The sequence below is a fragment of the Lysinibacillus zambalensis genome, assembly GCF_040183165.1.
Classification (GTDB): domain Bacteria; phylum Bacillota; class Bacilli; order Bacillales_A; family Planococcaceae; genus Lysinibacillus; species Lysinibacillus zambalensis.
In genome coordinates, this window is sequence record NZ_JBEGDG010000010.1 from 167,992 (window position 1) to 191,482 (window position 23,491).

The following is a 23,491-nucleotide window of genomic DNA, read 5'->3' on the forward strand; positions in this document are numbered from 1 at the left end:
TTACCTCCTATTCAACAATAAATAATGATTTATAGTAACTTGCATCAAACTCTAAGATATTATCGATTTCTTGCGCTGGTGTTGGTTCTGCGACCATATAACGGAAACGTATTTTACCACTTAGTAAATCCGTTATTGGGTTATCTTCTTCTCGGAATTCTACACGACCTCCAATAAGTACACCTTCTGGTTGTAACCCATTCAGCCACATGTTCATCGTATCCAATACGTTGTCAATTAAACGTCGTCCAATTGGTCCATCTACCTTATCCCAAGTAGTAAGAATAATTGTATTACCTAGCCAATTGTGCGTAATACGAACAGGAATAAATATATCTTTAACATCCGTACTAGCCGGAAATGCTCCAGTGTAGTTACCCCAAGCGCGCCAACCGCCAATAAAGTTAATGGCCGTTGTAATCCCCTGGTTATTTAATAGTTCTGCTTGGTCCGGTGATAAATCAATATCCTCATGACCGTCCTTCGTTTCTACCAATAATTTAGTCATTGGTAATGGCTTATTGGACGGTGATTCATGAGGATAATCCCCATTGTCATATGCCGTTTTCATAATGCGACAAGCAATATGAGTGGACATGTGATATACCTTATCGCCTATGCCTGCTAATGGCCAACAAACAATTTCATTGCTACCTGTGTAACTATTTTTGTTTTTCCATTCGTTAACCTTTGTGTAAGTATTAGCTTCTAGCGTATTTACATCATCTAACGCTTGTGCCTTAAAGTAAGTATTAATAGATGATGCCTTTGCTTTCATCACAGCTGCCACTGTTGGATCTTTTGAATACTTTGGTGCAAGCACAAGACCTGGTACCATACTAAGTTTAGGGAACACCGCATTAAGTAATTCTAATCCTGTACTCTTTCCAGTATTAATGTCATATCCACCAATAATATGGTTGTTTTTAATTGAGTCAGGCGTTAAATGATCGTATTTAACATCTAATTTTGTTACATTATCAATTAACAGCACAATAACTACATGGCCATCTTCGTTAAATGATGCAATGTAATCTTGATCGCTTTTTAATTCTTTATCATTATTACGAACCTCTAAGGACTTTAATAAAATACCTTCAGTTTCAATAACACCTTTTTTATTTTCTACATCAATTGATTCTGGCTTGTTTGTTTTGTGTATGTCCGGATCTAAAACATTAACAAACACAACTGGACCTACATTAAATTGTCTAAATGCTAGATCAGCCATTTCGCAAAGAGTATAATTTTCCCAATCATCAGAGTACCCTAGAGATTTTGCAAACTCAGGGAACGAATACGCTAAAACAGGTTTATTTACGTTTTCTAGCGTTTCAGCTAGATTGATTGGTGCTGTACCGAAAACAACTGGTAGTGTTGCTGTAGCTACTACTGGTGCTGATAAAGAGGTAGGATTCTCTCTTACTCTTGAACCATGTCGTGCCATTTTATTTCACCTCGCTAAAATATTCTTCAGTCTTTTTAAACAACATAGATTCAACTGAATAAGCATCAAGCATGCTATTTTGAAATTCAGTTAACTTTTCTGGTTGAATAAACATTTTTTTAAATGCCGGTGATTGTTCCAGATGCTCATTAAAATGCTCTGGGTATCCACCCACAAAAGAGCTAAATCGTTGTAATCCTTTAACAGGTGGACCTACATAGAGAAGTATTTCATGCTTAACATTCTCTGTAATTGCATCGCCAACTTGTTTTGCTGATGCTTGTTGATTTTTAATGGTTGAAGCCATCGCCTAACACACTCCTATCTAATTGAACTGATGGCGTTGCAAAGTCTACTTCCATGACTCCATGCCACAACGGTTTCATTTGTTCTTCAAAAAGGGCTGATTCAATTTCTCCCGTCAAAAGACCAGGACCCACACTATCTACTTCTTTTAAAGCAAATTTAATGTGATTCATCACATCAAGAGTTTCACGCCACCCTTGACGTTCATCTTTGCTATAAGTAGCAATTAAAAGTCTAAATTTCATCACATTACTATCTTTTAGGTTATCTTTTTCATATAAAAAACGGACAATTACATATGGATAATAGTCCTGTTCGGTGTCCTCGTCACCACGCCTAGCATTCTTTTTGAGTGGTAAGTAGCCATCGTATACTGTTGGTGCTTTTAATATGTTTTCATACTTTGTTTGTAAGCGCATCTCTGCTAATTCATCTGTAAAAAAGGAGACTAGTTCGTCTGTCATATTCAAAGAGTCCATTACTTATCCTCCGTATATTAATCGTCTCATTTCATGCTCCATACGCTTGTCTAGCGTTTCCTGTGAACGTGTTGCGATATTTTTGATTATTGTACGCTCACCCATCATTTGAGCGATAGAAGGACCAAACGCACCTTTTATTGGGTATCGACTATCTCCTGTACGTGCGTACACATTGTTATACGCTGAAACAATAAAACCATTCTGAACGGGTTTCCTACTTCCGCCTTTTTTTACACGAGCACGTACAATTACATCACTCGACTTTTTAGGTGTTACATCAAACTTCATTAGAGGGATAACAGGTCCACTAGCACTAACTTGAGCCGAAAGCTTGCCCGATGTAGCTTTATTTATCTTGATAGCACTCTTTACATCTGATGCACGAATAATATACTTCGCTCTAATTTCTTGACTTGCTGTTGCCCGAGCAGTAACCGCTGATCTATTAATGGCACGAGCCATGATTATTGGTGCCTCTTTTGGTGTTTTAGCAAACAATTTTTCTAATTCTTCAACGTGATGCAATTTTAGTTCAATCATATAAACACCTAGCTTTCATTTGCGCTTACTAAGATTCGTATAATACCCATTTCTTCTCCAGCTTCTTCAACGTAAAATTCATCACCGTCTAAAATTAAGAGGCTATCAACTTTAGGAACGTAAAATTCACTACTTTTTACGTAGATTGTTTTAAAGACTTTAAACACCTCCTGTGAAGCATTTAACTGATCTCGTCCAAAACCTTGTAAATCTTCTAAAGTAGTATCTACGACCACTAAATCTAATGTGTCTCCTTCTAATTCATGCTGTGTTGCCATTTCATCGACATTAAAAAAAACGTCCAAATCCTCCATAATGAAGTCTCTAAACGTTTTATTCATTGGTATCATCCTCTAATAACTCATCAGCTTTTCCCTGGCGAATGATGGCTTCGATAATATCGCCTTTACGTGTTAACCCTGTTAAATCTACTCCTACCTCTCCAGCTTCACGTTTCAATTCCTCAGCATTGTATTCCTCATCAAGTGCTACTCGTAACTCTTCAAATACATCTGATGGAATCTCTTTAACATCATTGGCCACTTGTTGCTTTTTCATTTCCTCTTCAGGTGAAATGACATATTCAGCTGATTTTAAACGTACTAATCGTTCTGCTTCAGAATCTGTTAACCCTGCAATAATGGCACCTTTTTTATATGCGACATTGTTGTGCCTGATAACATGCTTTGCTCTAATCATTAACTATTCCTCCCTAAAGCACTTTCGCAACAAACCAACCATTAATTTCTTTTGGAATTGGTAATGGTTTTGAGCTTAATTGCAACATTTTACGATCTGGATTTTTCTCAACCCACGTATCAGGCACACGTTCAGTTTCGTATGTTGTAAAATCCTCATCTTTAATAATTGTAATTGCTGCATATGCCATCGAGAAATCCGTTTCTGATGAAAGTAAAGCAAGTGAACCCGCTGGCACTAATGGCTCTGCTTTCTTTTTATCCTCATTGAAATAATAAGCATTATAGGAATATAAGTGCCCTACCTCTGAAAGATAGCCAATGTATGTGGCACCAGAAGGTAATTCATTAATGGCAATTTGTCCAATAGTGACATTACGGATATTTAAAAGCTTTAAGATCTCCTCATCTTTTAATAGCTCATCTGCTACATCACCAGCCATAATTACATGATCTGTATTTACAAATCCTGTTTCTTGTACTGATTTGCGCCAACGTTTTAAATCAGCTAGTTTAGTAGAGGTTTCAGCAGACCATAAATTCGCACCAGAAAGCGTTTCACGATTCGTATGGCCAAATGAAATCAAGTAATCGATACCGTCACCCTTTACTTCAATTTCTCCATTAAAAATCGCTTGGGCGCACATTAATTCTTCTCGACGTGTCACCATTTGATCTAAATCCTCTAAATCATCCATCAACTTTCTAGCAGCTCGTTGATCTGGAGTTTGTGAAGAATAAAGATTTTCTCCCATAGAACGCTTTTGTATATCTGCAGCTGTTGTCACTTTCAGAGGTGCTACGAGTGGTGGAGCAAATGTTTCTGTTCGATACCCACTATTTTCAACAACTTTACCACCGATTTTTTCACTCACATAAGGTGCGACTTTCAAGCCTCCGCTTTTAATATCTACATCTACCTTTGCAGTAGTAGAAAATTCTTTATGTGCGAAAAATTTATCGCGTAAAAACGTTGTTGCTTTCGGCATACGATTAACAAACTTTAACATTGTGCGTGGTTCAAATAAATTTACTGCCATTGATTATTCCTCACCTTTCGTTTGTGGAATTGCTGCGATTGTGTCGCGTAATGTAATCCCAATATTACTTAATGCTTTTTTATACTCAACAGCATTTGAATCAGTTGGTAAGATGATTTTACGTGAATTAAATTCGCCACGTTTGTAGCAAACAGCTGCTTTTGTTTCACTCGCAGCAGTAGCAACTGCATCGGCCATAATCCCGTATACTTCTGTAGCTACACTTTCTTTGGTCATTGCAACGGCTTCACCTTTTGCATTCAGCGCAAATACTTGTCCTACTGATAACTCTTGTTCTGCTGCAACTTTAATCGCCTCTGTGACTACTTTATCTTGAAAGCCTGCTAATAGGTTCTCATGTTCAAGTACATACATTTTTTGATTCCCCCTTTATAAAATGCCGTCAATAAGATTGTCTACTTCAGCATCTGCATTTTGTAAAGGTGCCTCGGTAGCTTCAATTTTATTTAACGGCTGTGCGTCTGTCATACGATTCTGCAACTGATTTTGCGCTTGTTCTTTTTGAGCTTTCAAAATTTCCATTGCTGTATTTTCTGCTGATGCCCCTGTTTCAAATTTAGCTTTGTTTACAATACTATCCATACCAGGTTGAGCAATATTTTCAATGTCCTTAATACGCTGACGCTCATTATTTACAGCTTCCTCAACAATTTGATTAACCAGTTCTGGATGTTCGTTTTTTAATGTTTTCAAATCCATCTTTTTACTTCCTCCCTCATTTTGAGTAACTGAATTCATTGTTGTATTAATAGGGTCTTGTTTTAACTGTTGACGTAATTTATCCAACACATTTTTTGGAATTGCTCCCTCTACTAACGATGGATGTTCGATACTAGCTACAGCATCAATCTCATCTTCAAACATGATGGTATCTATAAAACCATTCTCTTTTGCCTCACTAGCAGTCATCCAAGTTGTTTTGTTCATCATTTGCAATAATTCAGCTTCTGTCTTAGAAGTCTTAGAGCGATAGGCATTTGTAATTGTCTGATTGACCTTTTGCAAAAAATCACTTGTAGCATCCATTTCGTTGTAATCACCCCAAGCACCTGTTGTCGCGTTATGAATCATTAACTGTGCTACTGGAGACATTTCAACATGTTGTCCGGCCATCGAAATTACACTTGCTGCGCTTGCCGCCATACCTACAATTTGAACCTTTACTTTTCCGCTAAATGCTTTAAGAGCTGTGTAAATCTCTGCTGCAGAGAAAACAGACCCACCACCTGAATTCACAACAATAAGCAACTCTCCATCTTTATTTTGTATTGCGCTATCTACTGCCTTGTTTACCTTTGCTGGGCTAGTTGCAGGGATTTCAAACCAATCGTAAATCCATTGGTCACTATCATTGATAATTGGTCCTTTAATTTCAATCTTCATTTTTATTCACCTCCTCCTGAAGTTGCGCTTCATTGTAAGTAACATCAAGACCTCCCTCGCGTCGAGCTTTTTCCTCACGTATTCGTTGTGGAAGGTTACGCCAGTAATCTCCACCATTTAGCTCAACTGTTTCTTTGGCACGAGTACTAAATTCATTTTCTACACGCTTAATAGCTGCATTTACCTCTTTCAATGGATCTAGTTGCCCTTGTGACGGTCCATTCCATTCTGCAGCGCAATATGATTTGCGAATAAGAGGGCTATCTAGAAAGCCTGGTGCTTTAATGCGGCCTTTTAATACCGCTTCTGTTAACCATTCCTCATATATAGGTTGGCAGAAACGATTTGCTAAAAAATGACGTCGCATTTTAAACATTTTCCAAGCCTCTAATAATGCAGCACGAGACGCTGAGTAACTTGATGTAAAATGTTTAACTAGCACCTCATAAGGCAACTCAAGTGCTGCACCTACTTGCCGAAGAATCGCGACAACAAAAGGGTCAAATGATGCATTATTACGTGCAGGATTAGACGTATTTGCCTTTTCACCTGGATTTAATGCAATAACCGACCCTGGCGCAAGCTCAACGCTCGTTTCATCTGCACTGTCAACTAAATCCTCTTCTGCTATACTGTCTGGTAACGGTGTCCCTTCCCCATCATCTTCTTCTGATGTTTCAATAAATACTGTCATTAAGGCAGATACTAAAGCAGCTGTTAATTCTGCCTCACTGTATCGATCTAATTGCTTTAAGCTCTCGATAACTGGTGAAAGCAACGGAACGCCTCTCCTTTGTTCTGGTCGTTCTGATTCCAATAAGTGCAAAATGTTTTGTCGTCCTGATTTTTTCCCAAACTTATCAACTCGCGTCCATTTTTTCGTACCGCCCCCAGTAGATAATGGATGCACATTGCAAATGTGGTAGGCAGTGACCTCACCAAAACGTCCAAGTTCAACACCACTAAAAACATTTTTATCAGCCCCTGTTGGACTAGATACACGATCAGCTTCAAGCAGCTGTACACGTAATTCGTACCAATGCTCGTTGTGACTGTGATAGGGCAGTAATACAAACGTTTCGCCACTTGCTAGAAATGATAAAAAAGCGAGTTGCTGCAGCTCATAAAAGTTGTGCATTTGCATTGCATCAGCCATTAATGAATCAGCCCATAAAGAAAATTCACGTTCTACTGTTGTTTCCCATACATCTTTTTCTTCTTCTGATAACCCTAGATATTCATTGTCAATTTGGCTGTTAAGCACTAAACCATAACCAACAACATTTGTACGAATGGTTTTGAGCGCGCCTGTTGCAATTGGTGTATTCATCATGAGATCACGAGAACGCTGTACAAGTGTTTCTCGATTGTCCTCAATATCTTCTTTCACAGATCCACCTTTAAATAACCACCCACGCATTGACTTTTTCTGTCTACTTGCTCCTCCACCTGAATAACCAGTGTTTAAAACATCTATCGCTTTTCGAGCATTTACCCTTTTTAATGCACGTTCTGGCGAAACAACTGCAATGGCTTTATCTAGCATGTTCATCTTTTATCACCTCGCTTATAAGTCCCTTGGAACAATACGTACTGCCCTGCGTCTACTTTTACCGTTTGCTCCTGCTTGTGCAGCTGCAAGCTCTCTTTTCCAAAACTTAATCTGTTCGCGCACTTGTGCTAAATTTGCACGTTCTAGACGCCTGTTATCAATTACATAGCTTTGACCAGTTGCTATAGCTACCTCAGCATTTAGCCATATTTGCAGTCGTTCTTTACACTCTGCTACTGTAAATGCCATCTATTACACTCCTTTCGATAGTACACCTCTCCTACGTCGTTTCTTTTTTCGCGCTGTCTGAACATACGCATTTCCCGTTAAGTTATGTTCAGCTAAATAGTCTAAATCTGGGCTGAAAATTCGTAGTGCTGCTAAGTTATATACTCGCAAGTCAAATGGCTCGTTTCGGATATTTGATGAGCGCTTCACCCATTGATGGGTAACTGCGCCGTTGATTGTTCGAATCTTTTTATATTCCGATGTCAAACCAACAAAAAACGCCTCGTCATATCCCAATTCCTTGTTTAGTGGGAATCGGCAATAACCAGGCTTGCTTTTATCTTCAATTTTAAGACGTCCAGATATTGTATCCTTTGCTTCGTTTACACCAAGGACATATAACAATGTATCTTTTGCTTTACCGACCTTTGAAGGCCTCGAAATAAACGGAACACCATTACCACCCTTACCTTTAATGGCATAAATACGGCGATGCTCTCGCGCCTTACAGAACTTATATACCTCACTTGTATAATGTCCACCACTATCGATACAAATAGCAGATATGATAATGGACACACCATCTGACCGCTCATATTCCTTCGCCAAAAACAAGTCAAGTTGATCCCAAATAGCTTGTTGCCCTGGATCACCAGTGAATATTTTATACTCGATGCCCCAGCACTGCTCCCCGACACCCCAACCGACTATCTCTATTTCTAAGCGATCATCTTGCACGTCTACACTACCTGTCAATACAAGAACATCATCTGGCACACTATGCGGATAATCCTTTCTACGGTCCATGAGTTTTAAATGATCATGCTCCTGAAGCTTTTCTTCCCAAACCTCGCCAAGCGTGGTATTTTTCCACGTTTTCAGCATTTCTGTGCCTTTTTCTTTAGCTTCTTTAAATTTTTCAATGATAGTAGCCCAACGTTCCCAAGGTGATGCAAGTGCATTTAGATGGAATCCTAGCTTTTTTGCCGTTGGATTGCGATGGATCCATTTCGCTGGTCGTACCTTCCACTCGGTTTCCTTATGTTGCGTTTTACAAGATACACATTCCATCGTCACGTTTTCAAATCTGATTTGAGTCCACTCGTATGGCTGGAATACACCGCATGATGGACAGGATACGCACCATTGACCTTTTGTTGATGAGTTGTACTCTTTTTCAATACGTGATGTTTCTGCATCAGTAGGCGTTGATACTGATATTTTTTTTCGGTTCCAGAATGTTGTTGTACGTTTATGGCCAAGACTTAAAGGATCACCCTCTTTTCCTGCAGATACAGGAAATCGGTCTACCTCGTCTGCAAGTACAACTCGAATTGGTCTTGATGCTAGTCCTGACGGTGCATTAGCTCCCACTAATGTTAAATGACCACCTGGGAACTTTTTATGTAGCAATGTATTATTGCCATCCCTTGATTTAGGGTCGCCTACTTTTTTTGAAAGAGCAGGTGTATCACGTATCATTGGTGCAATCCGGTCTTTCGAATATGCTTCTGCAGTTTTATCTGTTGGCATTATTAGTAGCAACGGTGCTGGATCGTAATCAATAAAGTAGCCAATAATGTTATTAATGATCTCTGATTTTCCAACCTGAGCAGATGCCTTTATAATAATGTCTTCATATTGCGGATTACTGACGGAATCCAAGATTTCACGTTGGTACGGGGCACGATCAGTATTCCATTTCCCTGGCTCTGCTGATGCCTCTTGTGATAACACTCGCTCTTTATCCGCCCATTCTGATACCGTCAGTTTAGGTGGTGGTGCAACCAATTTCGCAATCTTTGCAAACAGATTAAGAGTTTGCTTTTTCACCATCTTCCTCACCCACCTCTACAACTTCCTCCTCCGATACCACAAATTGTGACGGATCATAATTTGATAGCTCAATCAAAGCTTCATGAATCGAAGCCTCAATAATTGATTCTACATATTTCGGGTCATCTTGATTAATTAATTGAAGTGCACATTTCGTTGGGATTGATAATATACGCTGCCGAAAGTTCATAATCATATTATTCATGACTTCCTCAATCTCACCAGATGAGTGCATTTCTTTTTTAAGATGTGACAGTTCTATCTCTGCCTTCTCTCGTTTTGCTTTTTCGTGAAGCCACTTTTCATAGTCTAGCGATTCAGTAATGTCGTCTTGGTTCATACTAGCCGACAATTTTAAAAAGGTAATGTATTTGCTGACTGTATCAACCAAATTAAAACGACCATAACCCACACGCTCAATCACACCTTCTTCGACAAATTGGCGTACACGTCTAGAGGTGACATTGAACATTTTCGCTATTGCTTCTGTACTTACAATGACTGTCTCATCCACTTTTGCTTTAGACAAAAAATCACCTCACTTATAGGATGGAAGGAACACCTTTTTTTGCGCTGTATCTAGAACGTTTTTGGGGCTCGCGAGACCCGCAGGCTTCATATATATGGCTAGGAGAACCTAAAAAAATAAAAAAGCGATACAGAACATGTCTGCATCACTCTTGTTGGAATGGTTTAATTGGTTCACTAATCATTGATACAAGCGAAGGTGCACCATTCACAGCTTTTACTAACTCTGCAAGTGTTGATAGCTCATCATGTGTTGCCATCACTGGATCTAATACCTTAACTCTTTTAGTGATGAGGTTTGCAACAGCCTCGTTCATTTTATCTACTTTGCTTTGTTTTAACATGTATATGCCCCTCTCATATTTGTATTGTTATCGTTCTTATTCACGTATTGCATACTAACATACTAGCACAGTTAAAATTAGAATCTCTGCCAATAGTCTGCCAAAATCCTGCCATGTTTGTGACATCCAACATTCTTTCTTAAAGGCAACACAAGCCTTTTACAGCATTTTTATTGTATCCCTCACCTTAACATATCTTATATTCTGTTAACGTCCTGTAGCCCCTTTAAACGCGCTCATATCATAGCTTCATCATCTCTTTACTAATTGACATTTACACTACTAAATTGAAGCAATGTCTTTACTGTTCTAAAGTATTAAATTAATTGAAATCCTTTCGTTCTTCCATAAATGAGCAAAATAAAAAAGCAATCGATTTTATAGATTGCTTTCACCTTTTGAATCTTAATTTACTGTACGCCTTGTCAATTGCATCTTGATTAACACCAATGTATTTCAATGTGATGTAAGGAGCGCTATGTCCGAAAATATCTTGTAGTAATGCCACGTCTTTTGTATCCATGTAGATATGATACCCAAATGTCTTTCTTAATGTGTGTGTACCTATTTCACTTAATCCACAAGCAAAAGCTGCCTCTCTTAGTATGTCATATGCTCTTACTCGTGTGATAGGTTGGTTTCTTCCTTGCCTTGATTTGAATAAGTACTCTTCATCCCTTAACTCTTTGCCATATGCATTAATCATTCTTTTTAGTTCAGGAACAATTGGGATACGTCTTTTACTTGTAACCTTGCGACTCTTCTTCCTAGACTTTTTAGTTTTTATCTCTGTGACATAAAAGACGTCCTTATTATAAACATCACCTTTCTTAACTCGTAGAATGTCACTTATTCGTAATCCTGTATAAATTCCAAAGCAGAATAATAACTCATCACGTTTATTCTTACTTGCTAAAAATTCTTGAACGTCAATTATTTTATCCATATCTCGAATAGGCTGAACGAAATTCATTGGACCACCGCCTCGTCCTCTTGATAAACTTCTTTCCCTAATGCTAACGCTAATTTATACAATGCCTTTGTACGCATTCTATAAAACGTTCTTTCCGAAACGTTCAACTCCATACAGATTTCATAGTTGTGCATAGGTTCCATTTCTAAATAAGCCAACGTGATCATCCTACGCTCAATTACTGTTAATTTACATAAACCACGATTAAACCAGTTGAAGAAACGTTCACACTCGTTAAAGTGATCCACACTTTTAATTGTTGCCATCTCTACACTTGATTGCTTAACGTTAGAAAATGTGGGCATTTCTAATGTATATTTTGCTGTTATTGATGGAATAAATTCGTCTGGTGTAGTTATCATGAATGTGCGGTACTGTCTAAGCGTGGCTTCGATTGCTTGTTGTGTTGCTTTTCCATCGATGTTTTTTAAAAGATCTATCATATACTGTTGCCACCCTTTCTTTTGTTCAAATAAAAAAGCACAAACAATCCCTGTTATAAGGGTGTCTGTGCTCTCGGTTTTTCCGACAAAGCTTATTATTTTCTTTTGATCGTCTGTCGATATTGTAGATTGTGAATTTTATAGTTTTGACATGCTATTTCTAATGTTCCAAAGGGTGGCAATGGTATTGCTTCCACTTCACCATTGTCAACGATATATATTACTTTCCCGTTAGTTGCATCAATTGACGCTTTATTAGTTACACTGTTTACATTAATCTTTTGTGCTGCTATTTCCATATGATCACTTCCTATCTTGAATAGTTATTCAAACAATGGTGTTTTTGTAAGTGTTCATTTACAATCTGTTTTACTTCTTCAGGTGTTAGGTTAACTTTCATTTTCATTTTTTATCACCTTTTTTTGATTGTTTTTTTGATACGTATTTTGGAAACCCATATTTCTTTCGCACCTCTTCACGTGTCATATCATGTACTAAGCGGCAATGAGCTTTTGTGATAACAATACCGATATGATTGCATTCTTTAACGGGACACTGGATAAGAGCGCCCTGTTTTGCACTCCAAAATGGCTCTGTCATTTTCGTTCACCTCGTTTGCTAGTGTTTTTTCTACTCAAATCTTTCTATCTTTTGGCAAATAGCAAAACAACCACTAATCTTTAACAATCGATAATTTGGATACCTGGTCATGTATTGAAGTACCAGGCGCTTAATTTCATCTTTATCACCATTTGCTTGCTCAAATATCCAATGAGGAAGAAGCACTCTGTTTGGTACGTCATTTAACATTCTTTATCCTCATTTTTCTTCTTTCGTTTACCTATTTCGTTATAAATACTCGCGATAACAATCCCTGTTTTTGTAAATTCAGGATTGTCGAATATTAGTCTATTTTGATTTAAACGTACTAATTGCGCCTGAGTGATAAGCTGTAAGTTATCAAGAGAAATATTCTGCTTGTCACTATCTAGGAATAGCAGACAATGCCCTTTAGGAATAGGACCATTCTCTTTTTCCCAGATAACTTTGTGTTTATGTCGCCATCGTTCATGCCAAGATCCTGTATCTGAAACTTTAATCAGTACATAGCCATCACAATCTACACGTTCAGTACCGACAGGCTTATAGTTTTTTGACCTGTCGCCTTTTTTAAATGAAGTTTTATTTATTTGACCAGGGAACTTTTTACCCTTATTAACAGGTGTGCTGCCCTTCTCATAATGTCCAGACCGACCACTACGAATGCTATTACGAGTTAAAGCACCTTTAAGTTGATTCGGTGTAATTGCTAAATTAAAATGGTCGTTAAACATTTCCAATAATTCTTGTCGATTATGCGAAACATAGTGCTCTCTGAGATATTCAATTTCTTCTTTTGACCACCAATGCACGTTTTAACCCTCCAACATTCTAGGTTTTCGAAGGTCTTTTGACTTGTATTCTGTATGAAATCGTTGTGCTTGCAAAACTAGTGAACCATTAGAAATAATTTGATTTGCTACAGTTGTTACAGCTTTAGCTCGTTCAATTTCTTCTGATAATTGTTCGCCCTTTAAATCCTCGTCGCTCAAACGCTCCAACTGTGCAAATAAATGATTGTTTAAATCCCCTAATGTATTTTGCATGTATAAATCTCCTTTTTAAATTTATTGTTCTAATTTAAACACCGAATAAGTTCATCTGTTGCCATTCACTGCGAGGTAACTCCATAATCATGGCTGCTTTTTCATCATGTTCCTGAATATTTTTAAACCAATGTAATGGGAATCGACCCTTTGGTTTCGTTAATGCTGCGTCTAAATAAAAATAGCAATCTGTTGCACATGCATAGCAATTATCAATGGCTGCTAAGAAGTACGTCCCTAGTGGCATGCTATCTGCGTATCCTTGCTTTCTCCAAACCAATTCAGCCTTATATACTGTGCCTGATTGCAAGATTGGTAGATTACTTGGCTTAATTGGCTCCGATGGCCATTCTTCTTGTTCCTCTATAATTTTGAATCGCTCTTTTTGGTATGTGCCAAAATGAGAGCCTTCACGTTGGAATCGACTTGCGTGAAATGCTTGACTACCATGAGGAAATAAATAATATTTATTGCCATTCTGTAAGTTTGTTGAGTTTCCTGTATCAATACATATTCCTTGTAGACCCAATACGCTCACCTAGTTTCATCAATTTTAATTTGATATTTTTCATACTTTTGTTATACTGAAGTTAATTATTTTGTTAAGTGTTTGAATCGAGAGCTTACTGCGTGCCTGCGGTAAGCTCTATTTTTTTCTCTCAATTTCGAAACCATTTAAGATTTGATTAGTCCCAGCAAAATTTACTAAATACTGATTATTTGCTCGAACTTCAATAATCTCCCCTGATTTTTTAAGCACCTCTGGATAATATTCTTTAAAGTAGTTGTAAGACTCATCATCACTATTTGGCGTAATTTTAGTTTTAACATTGTCTCCGACTGAAAACACCGGTTGTTTGCTATCTAACACATCAAATATTGTTATTTGTCCTAACTCCTCCATCGCTGTGAAATGATCCATTGAAAAACTCATGCTGCGCAACCGTCCACGGTAAGAATCATTTCTGTTCGATTCGTTAGTGCTTGTACAACTGCATCTAATGGTATTTCTCGGGCTTCTTTTGTTCGAGATCTGCTATATACTACAGATGCATACTCAACTGGTACTTCTTTCATTTCAAGCATTTCATCCAGTGTTAACTGCTGTACACCTTCTACAATTTTCGTATAAATTTGTCTTGCGCTTTCGGGGTTCTTCGCTTTTAATAGCGCATAGTATGGCTGCGTAACTTCGAAAAATCTCATATAGTCACCTCCGTTTGTGGTTCGATAGTAATTTTGAATGTGTTGCCGTCATTGTCATTAGCAACAACAACTCCTTTATCAGGGTTGATGTCCCAATGAATAAAATCTAAATTCTTACCTTGCATACGATTAAATAAAATCCCTATTTTTTCGATTATTTGTCTTTCTGACATACTCTTAATCTCCGATACTGTTAATTTTCAAAACGTCTATTGCATAACGCGTATGCCATTTTTATTAAAAACAACTAGCTTTGGTGCTTGTCTTGTCTTTTTTCGTTTAGGCAAGTGTTGCTTTAAGTACACCACCGATTCCACTTTCCAACCTTCATATCTCATTTGTTCGATTTCAGCTGAATTAAAGTGGCCAAATGCTATTCTCCAACCTTTAGCCAGCGTATATGGCTCCATGTCACCATCCCCTTGTGCGAGTTATAGTTTTTCTTGCACTGTAGTTTCTATCTTTCCTAATGACGCCAAAATTTTTTGACGTTCGGCTTCGAAATCTATATTGGTGTTTGGTTGTTCTGTTGGCTCTTGTTGCTTATTTTCATTACGGTTATGGAACCATTCTGGCACAACTTCGGTACGACCACTTTGTTTATATGCTCGTTGAGGTCTGGATTGCTGTTGCGCTTTTATTTGTTGATTCTTCCAACGCAAGTCCTCAGCTTCTACAGCCTCTAATGTTAAAAGCTTTTTGTTACTCCAATCTTTTAAAATCGTTTCAACATATCCCCAGTTTGTTTTTCCGTTCATTACGGCTTTCTCCATAGCTTTTATAACTAATGGTTCTGACAAATCATTAATCCATCCATCAATCTTGTTAGCAATAAGAGCACCTAATGCTCCAAAATGATTCTGCTCATAAAATTCAAATGCATTGGGCTCCTTTTTTCCTGGTACGTTAGAGGGGACCGTCTTATCATCATCATTATTTATATCTGTAGTAATCTCTGTAGTAATCTCTGTATACGTCTGACGTTGAGACGTCATAGGTGTGACGTTAGGATGCGATACCTCTGACGTTGAAATGTCAGACCCTATGACGTTTGGATGCGATACCCTCTGACGTTTGAACGTCACACCCCCTAAATGACTTACACTCAATTCAATGAATAAAACATTAGATAAAGGTGTACCGTGTGGATTAATTGTGCGGAAATGACGTTTAATTATTTTCATGTTTTCAAGTCGCATAATGGCATCTTTTGCTTGGCGTTTAGAAATACCAAACTGAATAGAAAAACTCTCATAAGATCGCTGTAAAAGATCCGCATTAAATCGTTTTCTCACCTCGATAATTTGTCCTGTTAATTCTTCTCTAACGTATGTCGGGCGATACCAATACACTATTTCAGCGAGAATGATAATGGCGTTTAGATCCGGTTTGTCATTCTCAAAGCAAATATTTTCATACCATAAATGCGGTATTGTATTTCCTTCAAAGTGCATTTTCCCTACCGTATCTACCGTTGTATTTCCTGTTGAAAACATTTGTTGTACCTCCTACTCCTTATACGGCTTTTACTGCTACGCGCCTAACCTTTCCAGTTATCTATAAATCTAAGTGCTCCATGAAAGTCTTTTGGATTAATAGACTTATAAGAATCCACGTTATAGCGCTCGTTAATAGCCGAATAAATAGCTTTAAATAAAGCTGTTGTTGCCCCTTTTTCAGTGGTTAACGTATAGACACGTTCACCGACTGCTTTTCGCAATCGGCAGCATTGGCCATTTTGTAATACACTCAAAATAGACACTCCTTCCAGAATCAAGAAACTTCGGTATATTCATGGTTGTATCTCCAGCAGTGCTAGAATATTTCCATGAGTACTTCAAATAATATTTTTAATATTCGTTGTGTTTGACGGAACAATTGAAACCATACATCCGATATTTAACAGCTTCATATTTTTAATCTCTTCATTTAACTGTTCCTCATTGTAAATGCCATATTTGGCTAATGCTCTTTTGATTTTTTCTAGCTTTAAACTGTCAGACTGATGATTATTTGCAGCAGACATATTATCACTCCCTTTGAAAAAAATTGACGTTGCTATCGCCATATCAGCTAAAATACCTATATACCGTCATGGGCTCGGTATCACAGCGCTCCAATTGATTTCGACATTCCCTTTATGCATCCTATGCAATTTCGCCTGCCACAACTTTCGTTTCGCGTAAGTTACTTGCAAAAAAAATTGCTGTACCCTCTTCAGGTGTCAATTCTAATTCCTGATATATCGCGTTCATTAATTCATAGGAAGGCTTATATACACCATTTAGTAAATTACCTATAGTATGAGGTGTTGTGCCAATTACTTTTGCAAACTCTTTTCTAGTTTTATAACCTTTTAAAACCATTTTTGATTCTAGTAAGTGAGTGTTTATATTAGATTTCTCCATATTATCACCACCTTTCAATATAAAAGAACTTTCCTTTTACGTAAGTTGATATTACCACTCATTCTATTAATTGGCAAGCGTGCCACGAAAGTTTTTTGAATTAATATGTAAATAAACTTTCATTTTACGTAAGTATACTATATAATATATTTATAGATTAGGAGGTGAAATTAAGTTGAATATTGGAGATAGAATAAAGAAAGCTAGATTGCAAAGAGGAATGACTTTAATAGAGGTAGCTGAAAAATTAGGTAAAACAGAAGCAACTATTCAAAGGTATGAAAGTGGTAACATTAAGAATTTAAAAAATGATACTATCGAGGAATTAGCTAATGTATTCAATGTATCACCTGCTCATTTAATGGGATGGGATACAATATCCAAACCTAACAACATAATCGCTTTATCTCCAGCTACAGTTAAAATTCCTGTTTTGGGTAAAATAGCTTGTGGTGATCCAATTACCGCGGAGGAAAATTTAACTGGTTATAGGTATGAGTCCCCTGACAGTCTACCAAGTGGTAAACTCATTTATTTACAAGCAAAAGGGGATAGCATGGAACCAACCATCCCAAACGGTTCCTACGTTTTAATTCGACAACAACCAGAAGTTGAAAATGGGGAAATAGCTGCAGTTCTTGTTAATGGGGACACAGAGGCCACACTGAAACGAGTAAAAAGACAAGGTGATACAGTTATTTTAATGCCTGATAACCCTAAGCATGAGCCTTATGTAATTACAGCTGATAATCCAGCACGTATTATCGGTAAAGCAATACGCTACACACAAGATCTTTAATACTTAACGTTAAGCATTAATCAGAAAGAGCAGGCTCATTTGTCTAGCTCTTTTCTTTATAAAGAAAGGAGTTATGGTTTTGAAAAAAGCAGCATTATATGTACGCGTGAGCACATTGCACCAGATTGATAAAGATTCGTTGCCATTCCAGCGTCAGGAGTTAGAAAATTACGCAAAGTACGCATTAAATATTGATAATGTCGAGATTTTTGAGGATGCTGGATATTCGGCCAAGAATACTGATCGTCCAAAATACCAACAAATGATGCAGCGTATACGAAACGGTGAATTTACACATTTACTTGTATGGAAGATTGATAGAATTTCACGAAATCTTAAAGATTTCTCTGAGATGTATGATGAACTGAAGAATTATAAAGTAACTTTTGTTTCGAAAAATGAGCAGTTTGATACATCAACTGCTATGGGTGAAGCGATGTTAAAAATCATTCTTGTGTTTGCAGAATTGGAACGCAAATTAACGGCTGAACGTGTATTTTCAATTATGTTATCCCGTGCCGAAAAAGGATTATGGAATGGTGCAACTGTCCCTATTGGCTATGTATGGTCTGATAAAGAAGAGTTTCCAGTCGTTGATCCAGAAGAGTCAAAGATTGTTCAAGACATTTATAATTTGTATGAATCCACACGCTCCACTTTAAAAGTGGCATATCGTTTACAAGAAGAAAATATCGCTACAAAACGAAATGGGCAGTGGACAGCTAAAACTGTACGTGATATTTTACGTAACTCTTTTTATGTCGGCACTTACAGCTACAACAAGCGTGAAAGTGGTGGCAGTAGACGACTAAAAAATAAAGATGAATGGGTTGTCGTTGAAAATAATCATCCCGGCATCATTAAAAAGGAGCAATTCGAGCGTGTTAATCAACTATTATCCGACAATTATAGAGGTCTGACTGATGTCCAACGTGCCGATATTCATAAACACATCTTCTCTAAAATGCTTTATTGTGGAAAGTGTAATGCTTTACTTACTGCTGGCTTAGATTCTGCACGTAAAGATGGTTATCGTCCATCACGTTATACTTGTGTTACATCAGGTAAAGCTAGACGATGCTCTAACTATGTAAGCGATATTATAGTCGGCCCATTTATCTTTAACTACGTATCCAATTTAATTAGGCTTCAAGAAAGGATAACACCTAAACATTCAATTCGTGACATGGAGCGAGCGTTACTTCGTGGTAATGCCTTTATCGATGTAGTTGGTGTCGATAACGAGTCATTAAAAGAAACATATTTTGCTCTCACTAATGGTATGCAAGGACAAGTATATTCATTGGCCACAAAAAATGAAAACATTATTCCCGACATAGAGATCGTTCGTTTAGAGAAAGAAAGAGTTAAATTTGAGAAGGCATTAACGCGTCTAGAGGATTTGTATTTATTTGATGAGGATGGCATTAGCCAGAAGGATTATATTTTTAAAAAGCGTGACCTACAAGAACGACTTGAAGAGATAGTACTCGGTATTAATTCGTTGCAACAAAAAAGCGAAAATAAAACAAGCGATGCGTTTATTAACAATGCACAACACTTTTTAATAACTAAAGAAATTCAGCAAGCACGTAATGTAGACTACCGCGATTTATCTGATACAGTTGGAAGAGAAGCTTTATCCGATTTTATGCATACGATAATCGATAATGTAGTCGTTTTAGATAAGCGTGTTCAATCCATTACCTTTAAAAATGGTATTACACATACTTTTGCATATAACTCTCTTTTACAAAGTAAATCAGCTGCACCTACTCGGATGCAATACAAGAATTATGAAGGGGCTGTATTGGAATATCTGAAAGAAAACGGCCCTGCTTCTCGTGCAGACTTACAAAAAGCTACAAACATTTCTCGCGACGGAATCTTCACTTTATTAGGTGAATTAATTGAACGTGGATTTGTTTTAAAAACAGGTAAATCTACAGCTACACGTTATCATTTCAACGAAAAAATCACTTGAAACACGCCATTTTAAGTGATTTTCCCAAGCTTTTGAACCCTTGATATTACTGTATTCCTACGCAATCATATCTCTATATACTACCCCACAACCTAGAGTATGGAAACTCACGATTTTTGATCGCTCGTTACTCATAATATATATCATCCTTTCAAGAGTACACTACAATAAATTAAATTATCAACGTGTCTTATAATAGCACAAATAAATATAATGAGCCTAGCTTTTTGGCTAGGCTTCAAAAAATATATAAATGAAAAGTAATTACTAATAAGAGTTACTCTACTAAAAATACAAATAATATAAAAGAAAAAAAGCCCAATCTCAAAATAAATTGCAAAAAGGCAGTTAAAAATTTAGATTCACTCTAATTTTCAACTGCCAACTCAAATAGTAAATTTTTATCAGTGCCTTTAAATAGTCTTGGGCAGTTTTTTCAATTACATTTTCTCATTGAACAGCCCTTTAATTTGTACTGTTGTTCTGCACCTCTAAAAACTAAATTATGGGCTAACAGGAGGAGTAAGTCCTAAAAGAACAGGAGTTACTACAGTACTACCCGTTCCAAGGCGAACTTGTTGAACTTGCAGTACTTTTACTGTAAGATCCAGAACAATTTTTTCGCGTAATGTGCTGAAAGTACCTTCTGGTGCTGCCATAACTGGTGAAAAATCAAGTTCAAAGAAGTTTGCAGCAACTAACTCGCCAAATGGTTGTTCATTGTACTTCACGAGATTTTGGAAGAATGCCTTATCCAACCGAGCATCCATTTGTGTTCTTTCATTCAGGAAGTTCGCTTCGGCAAACTCAGAAATTCCTATGATTGGAGTAGTGCCACCAGGTGTTTGTGGAAAAATTAGTTCAGTAAAACCAGAAAACGGAACGTCTGCAATTCTATCGCGAAGTGCGCCATTACATGCTGATGAAGCATATTCTATATTTTTACGAATATGTCCTGCTACAAATAATTTAGCTCTTGTTACTCTGAAAAAGTCCGTGTTATCAATACGTGCAAATCTAACCGGCACTAATTTAACTTGATTTAGGAATACATTTTTTTTCACTCTTTTGATTTCAGTTGCTGCAGGAGTAAGCGTAATATCTGACTCCACAACTATTTGAAGTGTTGGCTCTGCAAGTACAACTGGAACTTTAATAGTTGGAGCTGTAACTGGTGTAGCGATTAGTGGAGTAGCCTCACTATTTAAAGGTATTTGTTCAGTTGATGCTACAGGACAAGGTAGCATTTGATTTTCTATTTGATCACTCAAAAAATTCCCTCTTTTCATTTTTTGTCATTAGAGAGCGCTCTCTATATTGCTAGAATATGTAGCTCTTAACTCTATACATGGACGTATATACTAGTTTTTTTCTGATATTAAAAAAGGGATTTTTGAGCTGAGAGATAAGTTTTAATTACTGACTGTCATAACGGATTCGAATTTTCTGTACTTGTAGCATATGAATGATTAATTCTAATACTATATTTTGGCACAATTGGTTTGAATGAATTAATGATTCATCTTGTGCAGATACTGCATTTGTAGTCTGAAATGTAGTATATTCAATATTTTGATTTATAAAGCCTTCAATAAATAATTTTCCCTTTAACGCTGTACATGTCCCATTATTCAATGATCGGGAAAACTGACTAGGTACGAATCTACAATTGGTAAGTACTACCTCATTCGAGATATCTTTTATCCCCACAATTCCTTTGTCAAATTGAATAAATTCTTCAAGACATATTTCAATTTTATATTCCCCTACGACAACCGGAACTCTAATATGCATAACATCATCGGAAGCGTAAGAGTGATTATTTGTTTCTCCCTTTTTAATTGATTGTGTGTTATGTAAAGGAACTACAACTGATTTAGACGGATTATTCGTCTGTTTATTTTTTTCATAAGTATCATTTTTCTTTAAAAATATTATTTCATTAATTTTTGAGTGAACTAGACGACAATCGGGCTGTTCAGGATAATCCGTTGACGTATTAAATAATTTGGTTTCAAGTTGAGGGGTAAGTTGATTGTTTAAATCAAGAAAATCAAATGTATTTTTAACAACCTCACCACAAATAGGAGCATGAAGAAAATCATCAATTTCTATATGAGTAGAAATTAGACTTTTTTTGGTTATAGAATTTATTTGTCCTTGCGCTGAACTAGTAGATACACTAATATCACCTGTAGAATTGTTTTTCTCCATCTCTTCTGCATCATTCTCTACATCAACATTAGATGCGATGTGTAGCTCGCTATTAGGATCTAAGTGCGCTGCTAAATCCTCTTCTTCCATAGGACTGGTTTCATACGCCTCTTCCTTATTAAGGAGATCATTCATTTCATTCTCTACATCAACATTAGATGTGATGTGTAGCTCGCTATTAGGATCTAAATGCGCTGCTAGATCCTCTTCTTCCATAGGACTGGTTTCATACGCCTCTTCTTTATTAAGGAGATCATTCATTTCATTCTCTACATCAACATTAGATGTGATGTGTAGCTCGCCATTAGAATCTAAATGCGCTGCTAGATCCTCTTCTACAGAACTGGTATCATCAGCTTCTTCTTTATTAAGGGGATCGTTCATTTCATTTTCAACATCAATTTCAGGAGGAATGAGTAGCTCACTATCGGGATTTAGATGCGTTGCAAGGCTGGTTTCATCTTTTTCTATAGCAAGGTCATTATTTATAAAATCGGCATTTAAAGAATATAAAATGTCACATGTAGTATCTAGTTGAGGTGTATGATCTATCTTTTTCTTGGGTTTAATTTGATAATTACAATTGATGAAAACTTTTTGTTTGGAACTTATTTCTTTCATTTTTGTATAATTAATCCATGGAGTTTTCATTAGTTCACTCCTAAATAATGTATTGACAAATAACGTGCAACAGCCTGATCCGTAAAAAACTCCTACGCATTTTTCCAGCCAAGACAGCTTTTTGATCAAATGTTCACTTTATGCGTTATTCTTGAGAGACATGTTCAAAATCCGTTTCTTCAAGAAAAACTCACACTAACCCTTTTTCGTTTTTATTATTTCCACGTTGCCTTAATGAATATTGATCGGTTAAAGACAGCGATTATCATTTTCTCTTTCTAATGTCTGATAACAGCTAAACTCTTTTTCTTTTATTTTGATCTAAGTGTTGCATTTATAATTACAATCCATTTTATGCATTACTTTTACTTTTGCCACTCGGTACTTTCCAAATCTCAGTAGAAAATTCGATATTCATGCGTTTAAGACGATTACTTAAATAGAAAATATCTATCTTTACATTATTTCGTTTTCAACCCGATCATATATAGCAAAAAGGCAGTTAACAGTTCTATTCAATCAAACTGTCAACTGCCAAAACTCAAATATTGGATTTTCAGTACCCCTAGAAATACCAGTTTTTATCTACTTGCTCCTCTAAAAACTAATGATTTAACAAGGATTAGAAGGAGGCTCAGGTCTAACTGGTGGATCAGCAGGACTAACCGGTGGAGTCAATCCTGGTAAAACAGGAGTTATTACAGCACTACCAGCCCCAAGGCGGACTTGTTGAACTTGCAGTACTTTTACTGTAAGATCCAGAACAATTTTTTCACGCAATGTGCTAAAAGT

Annotated in this window: 34 protein-coding genes and 1 pseudogene; 2 read left to right on the top strand and 33 right to left on the bottom strand. The window is 36.9% G+C overall.

The features are described from left to right. Positions 1-7: 7 nt before the first annotated feature. From ABNX05_RS14900 to ABNX05_RS15045, 30 genes are all read right to left on the bottom strand, one after another. On the bottom strand, positions 8-1,447 hold the full coding sequence (locus ABNX05_RS14900) for a phage tail sheath family protein (RefSeq protein WP_349660431.1): 1,440 nt from the start codon (positions 1,445-1,447) through the stop codon (positions 8-10). Between the two features lies 1 nt (position 1,448). After that, positions 1,449-1,754: a hypothetical protein gene (locus tag ABNX05_RS14905; RefSeq protein ID WP_349660432.1), complete on the bottom strand. Its 306-nt coding sequence runs from the start codon at positions 1,752-1,754 to the stop codon at positions 1,449-1,451. Beyond that, a complete protein-coding gene (locus ABNX05_RS14910; RefSeq protein WP_349660433.1) occupies positions 1,738-2,232 on the bottom strand; it encodes a hypothetical protein in 495 nt (164 codons plus the stop codon). The genes ABNX05_RS14905 and ABNX05_RS14910 overlap by 17 nt, the downstream gene beginning before the upstream one ends. A gap of 3 nt (positions 2,233-2,235) precedes the next feature. Continuing rightward, a complete protein-coding gene (locus tag ABNX05_RS14915) occupies positions 2,236-2,775 on the bottom strand; it encodes a phage tail protein (RefSeq protein ID WP_349660434.1) in 540 nt (179 codons plus the stop codon). Between the two features lie 8 nt (positions 2,776-2,783). After that, positions 2,784-3,116: a hypothetical protein gene (locus ABNX05_RS14920; RefSeq protein ID WP_349660435.1), complete on the bottom strand. Its 333-nt coding sequence runs from the start codon at positions 3,114-3,116 to the stop codon at positions 2,784-2,786. Beyond that, on the bottom strand, positions 3,109-3,474 hold the full coding sequence (locus tag ABNX05_RS14925; protein ID WP_349660436.1) for a DUF7210 family protein: 366 nt from the start codon (positions 3,472-3,474) through the stop codon (positions 3,109-3,111). The genes ABNX05_RS14920 and ABNX05_RS14925 overlap by 8 nt, the downstream gene beginning before the upstream one ends. Before the next feature lie 13 nt (positions 3,475-3,487). Further along, positions 3,488-4,513 (bottom strand): major capsid protein, encoded by a 1,026-nt coding sequence (locus ABNX05_RS14930; protein WP_349660437.1) that lies wholly within the window; start codon positions 4,511-4,513, stop codon positions 3,488-3,490. A gap of 3 nt (positions 4,514-4,516) precedes the next feature. Beyond that, entirely contained in the window at positions 4,517-4,888 is a 372-nt protein-coding gene (locus ABNX05_RS14935; protein ID WP_349660438.1) for a head decoration protein, read from the bottom strand. Positions 4,889-4,903: 15 nt separating this feature from the next. Beyond that, on the bottom strand, positions 4,904-5,917 hold the full coding sequence (locus ABNX05_RS14940) for a head maturation protease, ClpP-related (protein ID WP_349660439.1): 1,014 nt from the start codon (positions 5,915-5,917) through the stop codon (positions 4,904-4,906). Continuing rightward, the gene (locus tag ABNX05_RS14945) at positions 5,907-7,469 is read right to left on the bottom strand and encodes a phage portal protein (RefSeq protein WP_349660440.1); all 1,563 of its coding nucleotides are present in this window, start codon (positions 7,467-7,469) and stop codon (positions 5,907-5,909) included. Before ABNX05_RS14945 ends, ABNX05_RS14940 begins: the two co-directional genes overlap by 11 nt. A 15-nt stretch (positions 7,470-7,484) precedes the next feature. Beyond that, positions 7,485-7,718 carry a DUF6148 family protein gene (locus ABNX05_RS14950; protein ID WP_349660441.1) on the bottom strand — a complete coding sequence of 78 codons (234 nt, stop codon included), beginning with the start codon at positions 7,716-7,718 and terminating at the stop codon, positions 7,485-7,487. A 3-nt stretch (positions 7,719-7,721) separates the two neighbouring features. Continuing rightward, positions 7,722-9,533 carry a phage terminase large subunit family protein gene (locus ABNX05_RS14955; protein WP_349660442.1) on the bottom strand — a complete coding sequence of 604 codons (1,812 nt, stop codon included), beginning with the start codon at positions 9,531-9,533 and terminating at the stop codon, positions 7,722-7,724. Continuing rightward, the gene (locus tag ABNX05_RS14960; RefSeq protein ID WP_349660443.1) at positions 9,511-10,062 is read right to left on the bottom strand and encodes a hypothetical protein; all 552 of its coding nucleotides are present in this window, start codon (positions 10,060-10,062) and stop codon (positions 9,511-9,513) included. Before ABNX05_RS14960 ends, ABNX05_RS14955 begins: the two co-directional genes overlap by 23 nt. 145 nt (positions 10,063-10,207) lie before the next feature. Then, the gene (locus ABNX05_RS14965) at positions 10,208-10,405 is read right to left on the bottom strand and encodes a hypothetical protein (protein WP_349660444.1); all 198 of its coding nucleotides are present in this window, start codon (positions 10,403-10,405) and stop codon (positions 10,208-10,210) included. Positions 10,406-10,796: 391 nt separating this feature from the next. Further along, positions 10,797-11,378 carry a tyrosine-type recombinase/integrase gene (locus ABNX05_RS14970; RefSeq protein ID WP_349660445.1) on the bottom strand — a complete coding sequence of 194 codons (582 nt, stop codon included), beginning with the start codon at positions 11,376-11,378 and terminating at the stop codon, positions 10,797-10,799. Continuing rightward, entirely contained in the window at positions 11,375-11,821 is a 447-nt protein-coding gene (locus ABNX05_RS14975; RefSeq protein ID WP_349660446.1) for an ArpU family phage packaging/lysis transcriptional regulator, read from the bottom strand. Before ABNX05_RS14975 ends, ABNX05_RS14970 begins: the two co-directional genes overlap by 4 nt. Before the next feature lie 95 nt (positions 11,822-11,916). Then, on the bottom strand, positions 11,917-12,120 hold the full coding sequence (locus ABNX05_RS14980; protein ID WP_349660447.1) for a hypothetical protein: 204 nt from the start codon (positions 12,118-12,120) through the stop codon (positions 11,917-11,919). A 103-nt stretch (positions 12,121-12,223) separates the two neighbouring features. Next, positions 12,224-12,421, bottom strand: a complete 198-nt coding sequence (locus tag ABNX05_RS14985) for a hypothetical protein (protein WP_349660448.1) — start codon at positions 12,419-12,421, stop codon at positions 12,224-12,226. 30 nt (positions 12,422-12,451) lie between these two features. Continuing rightward, a complete protein-coding gene (locus ABNX05_RS14990; protein WP_349660449.1) occupies positions 12,452-12,631 on the bottom strand; it encodes a hypothetical protein in 180 nt (59 codons plus the stop codon). Continuing rightward, complete coding sequence (locus ABNX05_RS14995; protein ID WP_349660450.1) at positions 12,625-13,233, bottom strand: HNH endonuclease signature motif containing protein; 609 nt, start codon at positions 13,231-13,233, stop codon at positions 12,625-12,627. The genes ABNX05_RS14990 and ABNX05_RS14995 overlap by 7 nt, the downstream gene beginning before the upstream one ends. 3 nt (positions 13,234-13,236) lie before the next feature. Continuing rightward, positions 13,237-13,467, bottom strand: a complete 231-nt coding sequence (locus ABNX05_RS15000; protein ID WP_349660451.1) for a hypothetical protein — start codon at positions 13,465-13,467, stop codon at positions 13,237-13,239. A gap of 34 nt (positions 13,468-13,501) precedes the next feature. Then, positions 13,502-13,996, bottom strand: a complete 495-nt coding sequence (locus ABNX05_RS15005; RefSeq protein WP_349660452.1) for a hypothetical protein — start codon at positions 13,994-13,996, stop codon at positions 13,502-13,504. Between the two features lie 117 nt (positions 13,997-14,113). Further along, positions 14,114-14,401 carry a hypothetical protein gene (locus ABNX05_RS15010; RefSeq protein WP_349660453.1) on the bottom strand — a complete coding sequence of 96 codons (288 nt, stop codon included), beginning with the start codon at positions 14,399-14,401 and terminating at the stop codon, positions 14,114-14,116. Then, entirely contained in the window at positions 14,398-14,673 is a 276-nt protein-coding gene (locus tag ABNX05_RS15015) for a YosH family protein (RefSeq protein ID WP_349660454.1), read from the bottom strand. Before ABNX05_RS15015 ends, ABNX05_RS15010 begins: the two co-directional genes overlap by 4 nt. Further along, the gene (locus ABNX05_RS15020; RefSeq protein ID WP_349660455.1) at positions 14,670-14,846 is read right to left on the bottom strand and encodes a hypothetical protein; all 177 of its coding nucleotides are present in this window, start codon (positions 14,844-14,846) and stop codon (positions 14,670-14,672) included. Before ABNX05_RS15020 ends, ABNX05_RS15015 begins: the two co-directional genes overlap by 4 nt. A 36-nt stretch (positions 14,847-14,882) precedes the next feature. Beyond that, positions 14,883-15,083 carry a hypothetical protein gene (locus ABNX05_RS15025; RefSeq protein WP_349660456.1) on the bottom strand — a complete coding sequence of 67 codons (201 nt, stop codon included), beginning with the start codon at positions 15,081-15,083 and terminating at the stop codon, positions 14,883-14,885. A 21-nt stretch (positions 15,084-15,104) separates the two neighbouring features. Beyond that, positions 15,105-16,169: a DnaD domain-containing protein gene (locus tag ABNX05_RS15030; RefSeq protein WP_349660457.1), complete on the bottom strand. Its 1,065-nt coding sequence runs from the start codon at positions 16,167-16,169 to the stop codon at positions 15,105-15,107. A 44-nt stretch (positions 16,170-16,213) separates the two neighbouring features. Continuing rightward, entirely contained in the window at positions 16,214-16,426 is a 213-nt protein-coding gene (locus tag ABNX05_RS15035; protein WP_349660458.1) for an ORF6C domain-containing protein, read from the bottom strand. 84 nt (positions 16,427-16,510) lie between these two features. After that, entirely contained in the window at positions 16,511-16,699 is a 189-nt protein-coding gene (locus ABNX05_RS15040) for a hypothetical protein (RefSeq protein ID WP_349660459.1), read from the bottom strand. Positions 16,700-16,820: 121 nt separating this feature from the next. After that, positions 16,821-17,081: a helix-turn-helix transcriptional regulator gene (locus ABNX05_RS15045; RefSeq protein ID WP_349660460.1), complete on the bottom strand. Its 261-nt coding sequence runs from the start codon at positions 17,079-17,081 to the stop codon at positions 16,821-16,823. 175 nt (positions 17,082-17,256) lie between these two features. Here ABNX05_RS15045 and ABNX05_RS15050 point away from each other — a divergent pair, with 175 nt between their 5' ends. Together ABNX05_RS15050 and ABNX05_RS15055 are read left to right on the top strand one after the other, a co-directional pair. Beyond that, on the top strand, positions 17,257-17,880 hold the full coding sequence (locus ABNX05_RS15050) for a LexA family protein (protein ID WP_349660461.1): 624 nt from the start codon (positions 17,257-17,259) through the stop codon (positions 17,878-17,880). A gap of 73 nt (positions 17,881-17,953) precedes the next feature. Beyond that, entirely contained in the window at positions 17,954-19,864 is a 1,911-nt protein-coding gene (locus ABNX05_RS15055) for a recombinase family protein (protein ID WP_349660462.1), read from the top strand. A gap of 503 nt (positions 19,865-20,367) precedes the next feature. Here ABNX05_RS15055 and ABNX05_RS15060 read toward each other — a convergent pair. The 3 genes and pseudogenes from ABNX05_RS15060 to ABNX05_RS15070 form a co-directional block, all read right to left on the bottom strand. Next, positions 20,368-21,135, bottom strand: a complete 768-nt coding sequence (locus ABNX05_RS15060) for a CsxC family protein (RefSeq protein ID WP_349660463.1) — start codon at positions 21,133-21,135, stop codon at positions 20,368-20,370. Between the two features lie 145 nt (positions 21,136-21,280). Further along, positions 21,281-22,729, bottom strand: a complete 1,449-nt coding sequence (locus ABNX05_RS15065) for a BC_2427 family protein (protein WP_349660464.1) — start codon at positions 22,727-22,729, stop codon at positions 21,281-21,283. A 582-nt stretch (positions 22,730-23,311) separates the two neighbouring features. Then, positions 23,312-23,491: pseudogene (locus tag ABNX05_RS15070) on the bottom strand (CsxC family protein); the annotation flags it as partial.

What these genes read in the sequence shown, in the direction of transcription:
- ABNX05_RS14900 (WP_349660431.1), bottom strand. Translation starts at nt 1,447, where the DNA reads ATGGCACGACATGGTTCAAGAGTAAGAGAGAATCCTACCTCTTTATCA.
- ABNX05_RS14905 (WP_349660432.1), bottom strand. Translation starts at nt 1,754, where the DNA reads ATGGCTTCAACCATTAAAAATCAACAAGCATCAGCAAAACAAGTTGGC.
- ABNX05_RS14910 (WP_349660433.1), bottom strand. Translation starts at nt 2,232, where the DNA reads ATGGACTCTTTGAATATGACAGACGAACTAGTCTCCTTTTTTACAGAT.
- ABNX05_RS14915 (WP_349660434.1), bottom strand. Translation starts at nt 2,775, where the DNA reads ATGATTGAACTAAAATTGCATCACGTTGAAGAATTAGAAAAATTGTTT.
- ABNX05_RS14920 (WP_349660435.1), bottom strand. Translation starts at nt 3,116, where the DNA reads ATGAATAAAACGTTTAGAGACTTCATTATGGAGGATTTGGACGTTTTT.
- ABNX05_RS14925 (WP_349660436.1), bottom strand. Translation starts at nt 3,474, where the DNA reads ATGATTAGAGCAAAGCATGTTATCAGGCACAACAATGTCGCATATAAA.
- ABNX05_RS14930 (WP_349660437.1), bottom strand. Translation starts at nt 4,513, where the DNA reads ATGGCAGTAAATTTATTTGAACCACGCACAATGTTAAAGTTTGTTAAT.
- ABNX05_RS14935 (WP_349660438.1), bottom strand. Translation starts at nt 4,888, where the DNA reads ATGTATGTACTTGAACATGAGAACCTATTAGCAGGCTTTCAAGATAAA.
- ABNX05_RS14940 (WP_349660439.1), bottom strand. Translation starts at nt 5,917, where the DNA reads ATGAAGATTGAAATTAAAGGACCAATTATCAATGATAGTGACCAATGG.
- ABNX05_RS14945 (WP_349660440.1), bottom strand. Translation starts at nt 7,469, where the DNA reads ATGAACATGCTAGATAAAGCCATTGCAGTTGTTTCGCCAGAACGTGCA.
- ABNX05_RS14950 (WP_349660441.1), bottom strand. Translation starts at nt 7,718, where the DNA reads ATGGCATTTACAGTAGCAGAGTGTAAAGAACGACTGCAAATATGGCTA.
- ABNX05_RS14955 (WP_349660442.1), bottom strand. Translation starts at nt 9,533, where the DNA reads ATGGTGAAAAAGCAAACTCTTAATCTGTTTGCAAAGATTGCGAAATTG.
- ABNX05_RS14965 (WP_349660444.1), bottom strand. Translation starts at nt 10,405, where the DNA reads ATGTTAAAACAAAGCAAAGTAGATAAAATGAACGAGGCTGTTGCAAAC.
- ABNX05_RS14970 (WP_349660445.1), bottom strand. Translation starts at nt 11,378, where the DNA reads ATGAATTTCGTTCAGCCTATTCGAGATATGGATAAAATAATTGACGTT.
- ABNX05_RS14975 (WP_349660446.1), bottom strand. Translation starts at nt 11,821, where the DNA reads ATGATAGATCTTTTAAAAAACATCGATGGAAAAGCAACACAACAAGCA.
- ABNX05_RS14980 (WP_349660447.1), bottom strand. Translation starts at nt 12,120, where the DNA reads ATGGAAATAGCAGCACAAAAGATTAATGTAAACAGTGTAACTAATAAA.
- ABNX05_RS14985 (WP_349660448.1), bottom strand. Translation starts at nt 12,421, where the DNA reads ATGACAGAGCCATTTTGGAGTGCAAAACAGGGCGCTCTTATCCAGTGT.
- ABNX05_RS14990 (WP_349660449.1), bottom strand. Translation starts at nt 12,631, where the DNA reads ATGTTAAATGACGTACCAAACAGAGTGCTTCTTCCTCATTGGATATTT.
- ABNX05_RS15000 (WP_349660451.1), bottom strand. Translation starts at nt 13,467, where the DNA reads ATGCAAAATACATTAGGGGATTTAAACAATCATTTATTTGCACAGTTG.
- ABNX05_RS15010 (WP_349660453.1), bottom strand. Translation starts at nt 14,401, where the DNA reads ATGAGTTTTTCAATGGATCATTTCACAGCGATGGAGGAGTTAGGACAA.
- ABNX05_RS15015 (WP_349660454.1), bottom strand. Translation starts at nt 14,673, where the DNA reads ATGAGATTTTTCGAAGTTACGCAGCCATACTATGCGCTATTAAAAGCG.
- ABNX05_RS15020 (WP_349660455.1), bottom strand. Translation starts at nt 14,846, where the DNA reads ATGTCAGAAAGACAAATAATCGAAAAAATAGGGATTTTATTTAATCGT.
- ABNX05_RS15025 (WP_349660456.1), bottom strand. Translation starts at nt 15,083, where the DNA reads ATGGAGCCATATACGCTGGCTAAAGGTTGGAGAATAGCATTTGGCCAC.
- ABNX05_RS15030 (WP_349660457.1), bottom strand. Translation starts at nt 16,169, where the DNA reads ATGTTTTCAACAGGAAATACAACGGTAGATACGGTAGGGAAAATGCAC.
- ABNX05_RS15040 (WP_349660459.1), bottom strand. Translation starts at nt 16,699, where the DNA reads ATGTCTGCTGCAAATAATCATCAGTCTGACAGTTTAAAGCTAGAAAAA.
- ABNX05_RS15045 (WP_349660460.1), bottom strand. Translation starts at nt 17,081, where the DNA reads ATGGAGAAATCTAATATAAACACTCACTTACTAGAATCAAAAATGGTT.
- ABNX05_RS15055 (WP_349660462.1), top strand. Translation starts at nt 17,954, where the DNA reads ATGGTTTTGAAAAAAGCAGCATTATATGTACGCGTGAGCACATTGCAC.
- ABNX05_RS15065 (WP_349660464.1), bottom strand. Translation starts at nt 22,729, where the DNA reads ATGAAAACTCCATGGATTAATTATACAAAAATGAAAGAAATAAGTTCC.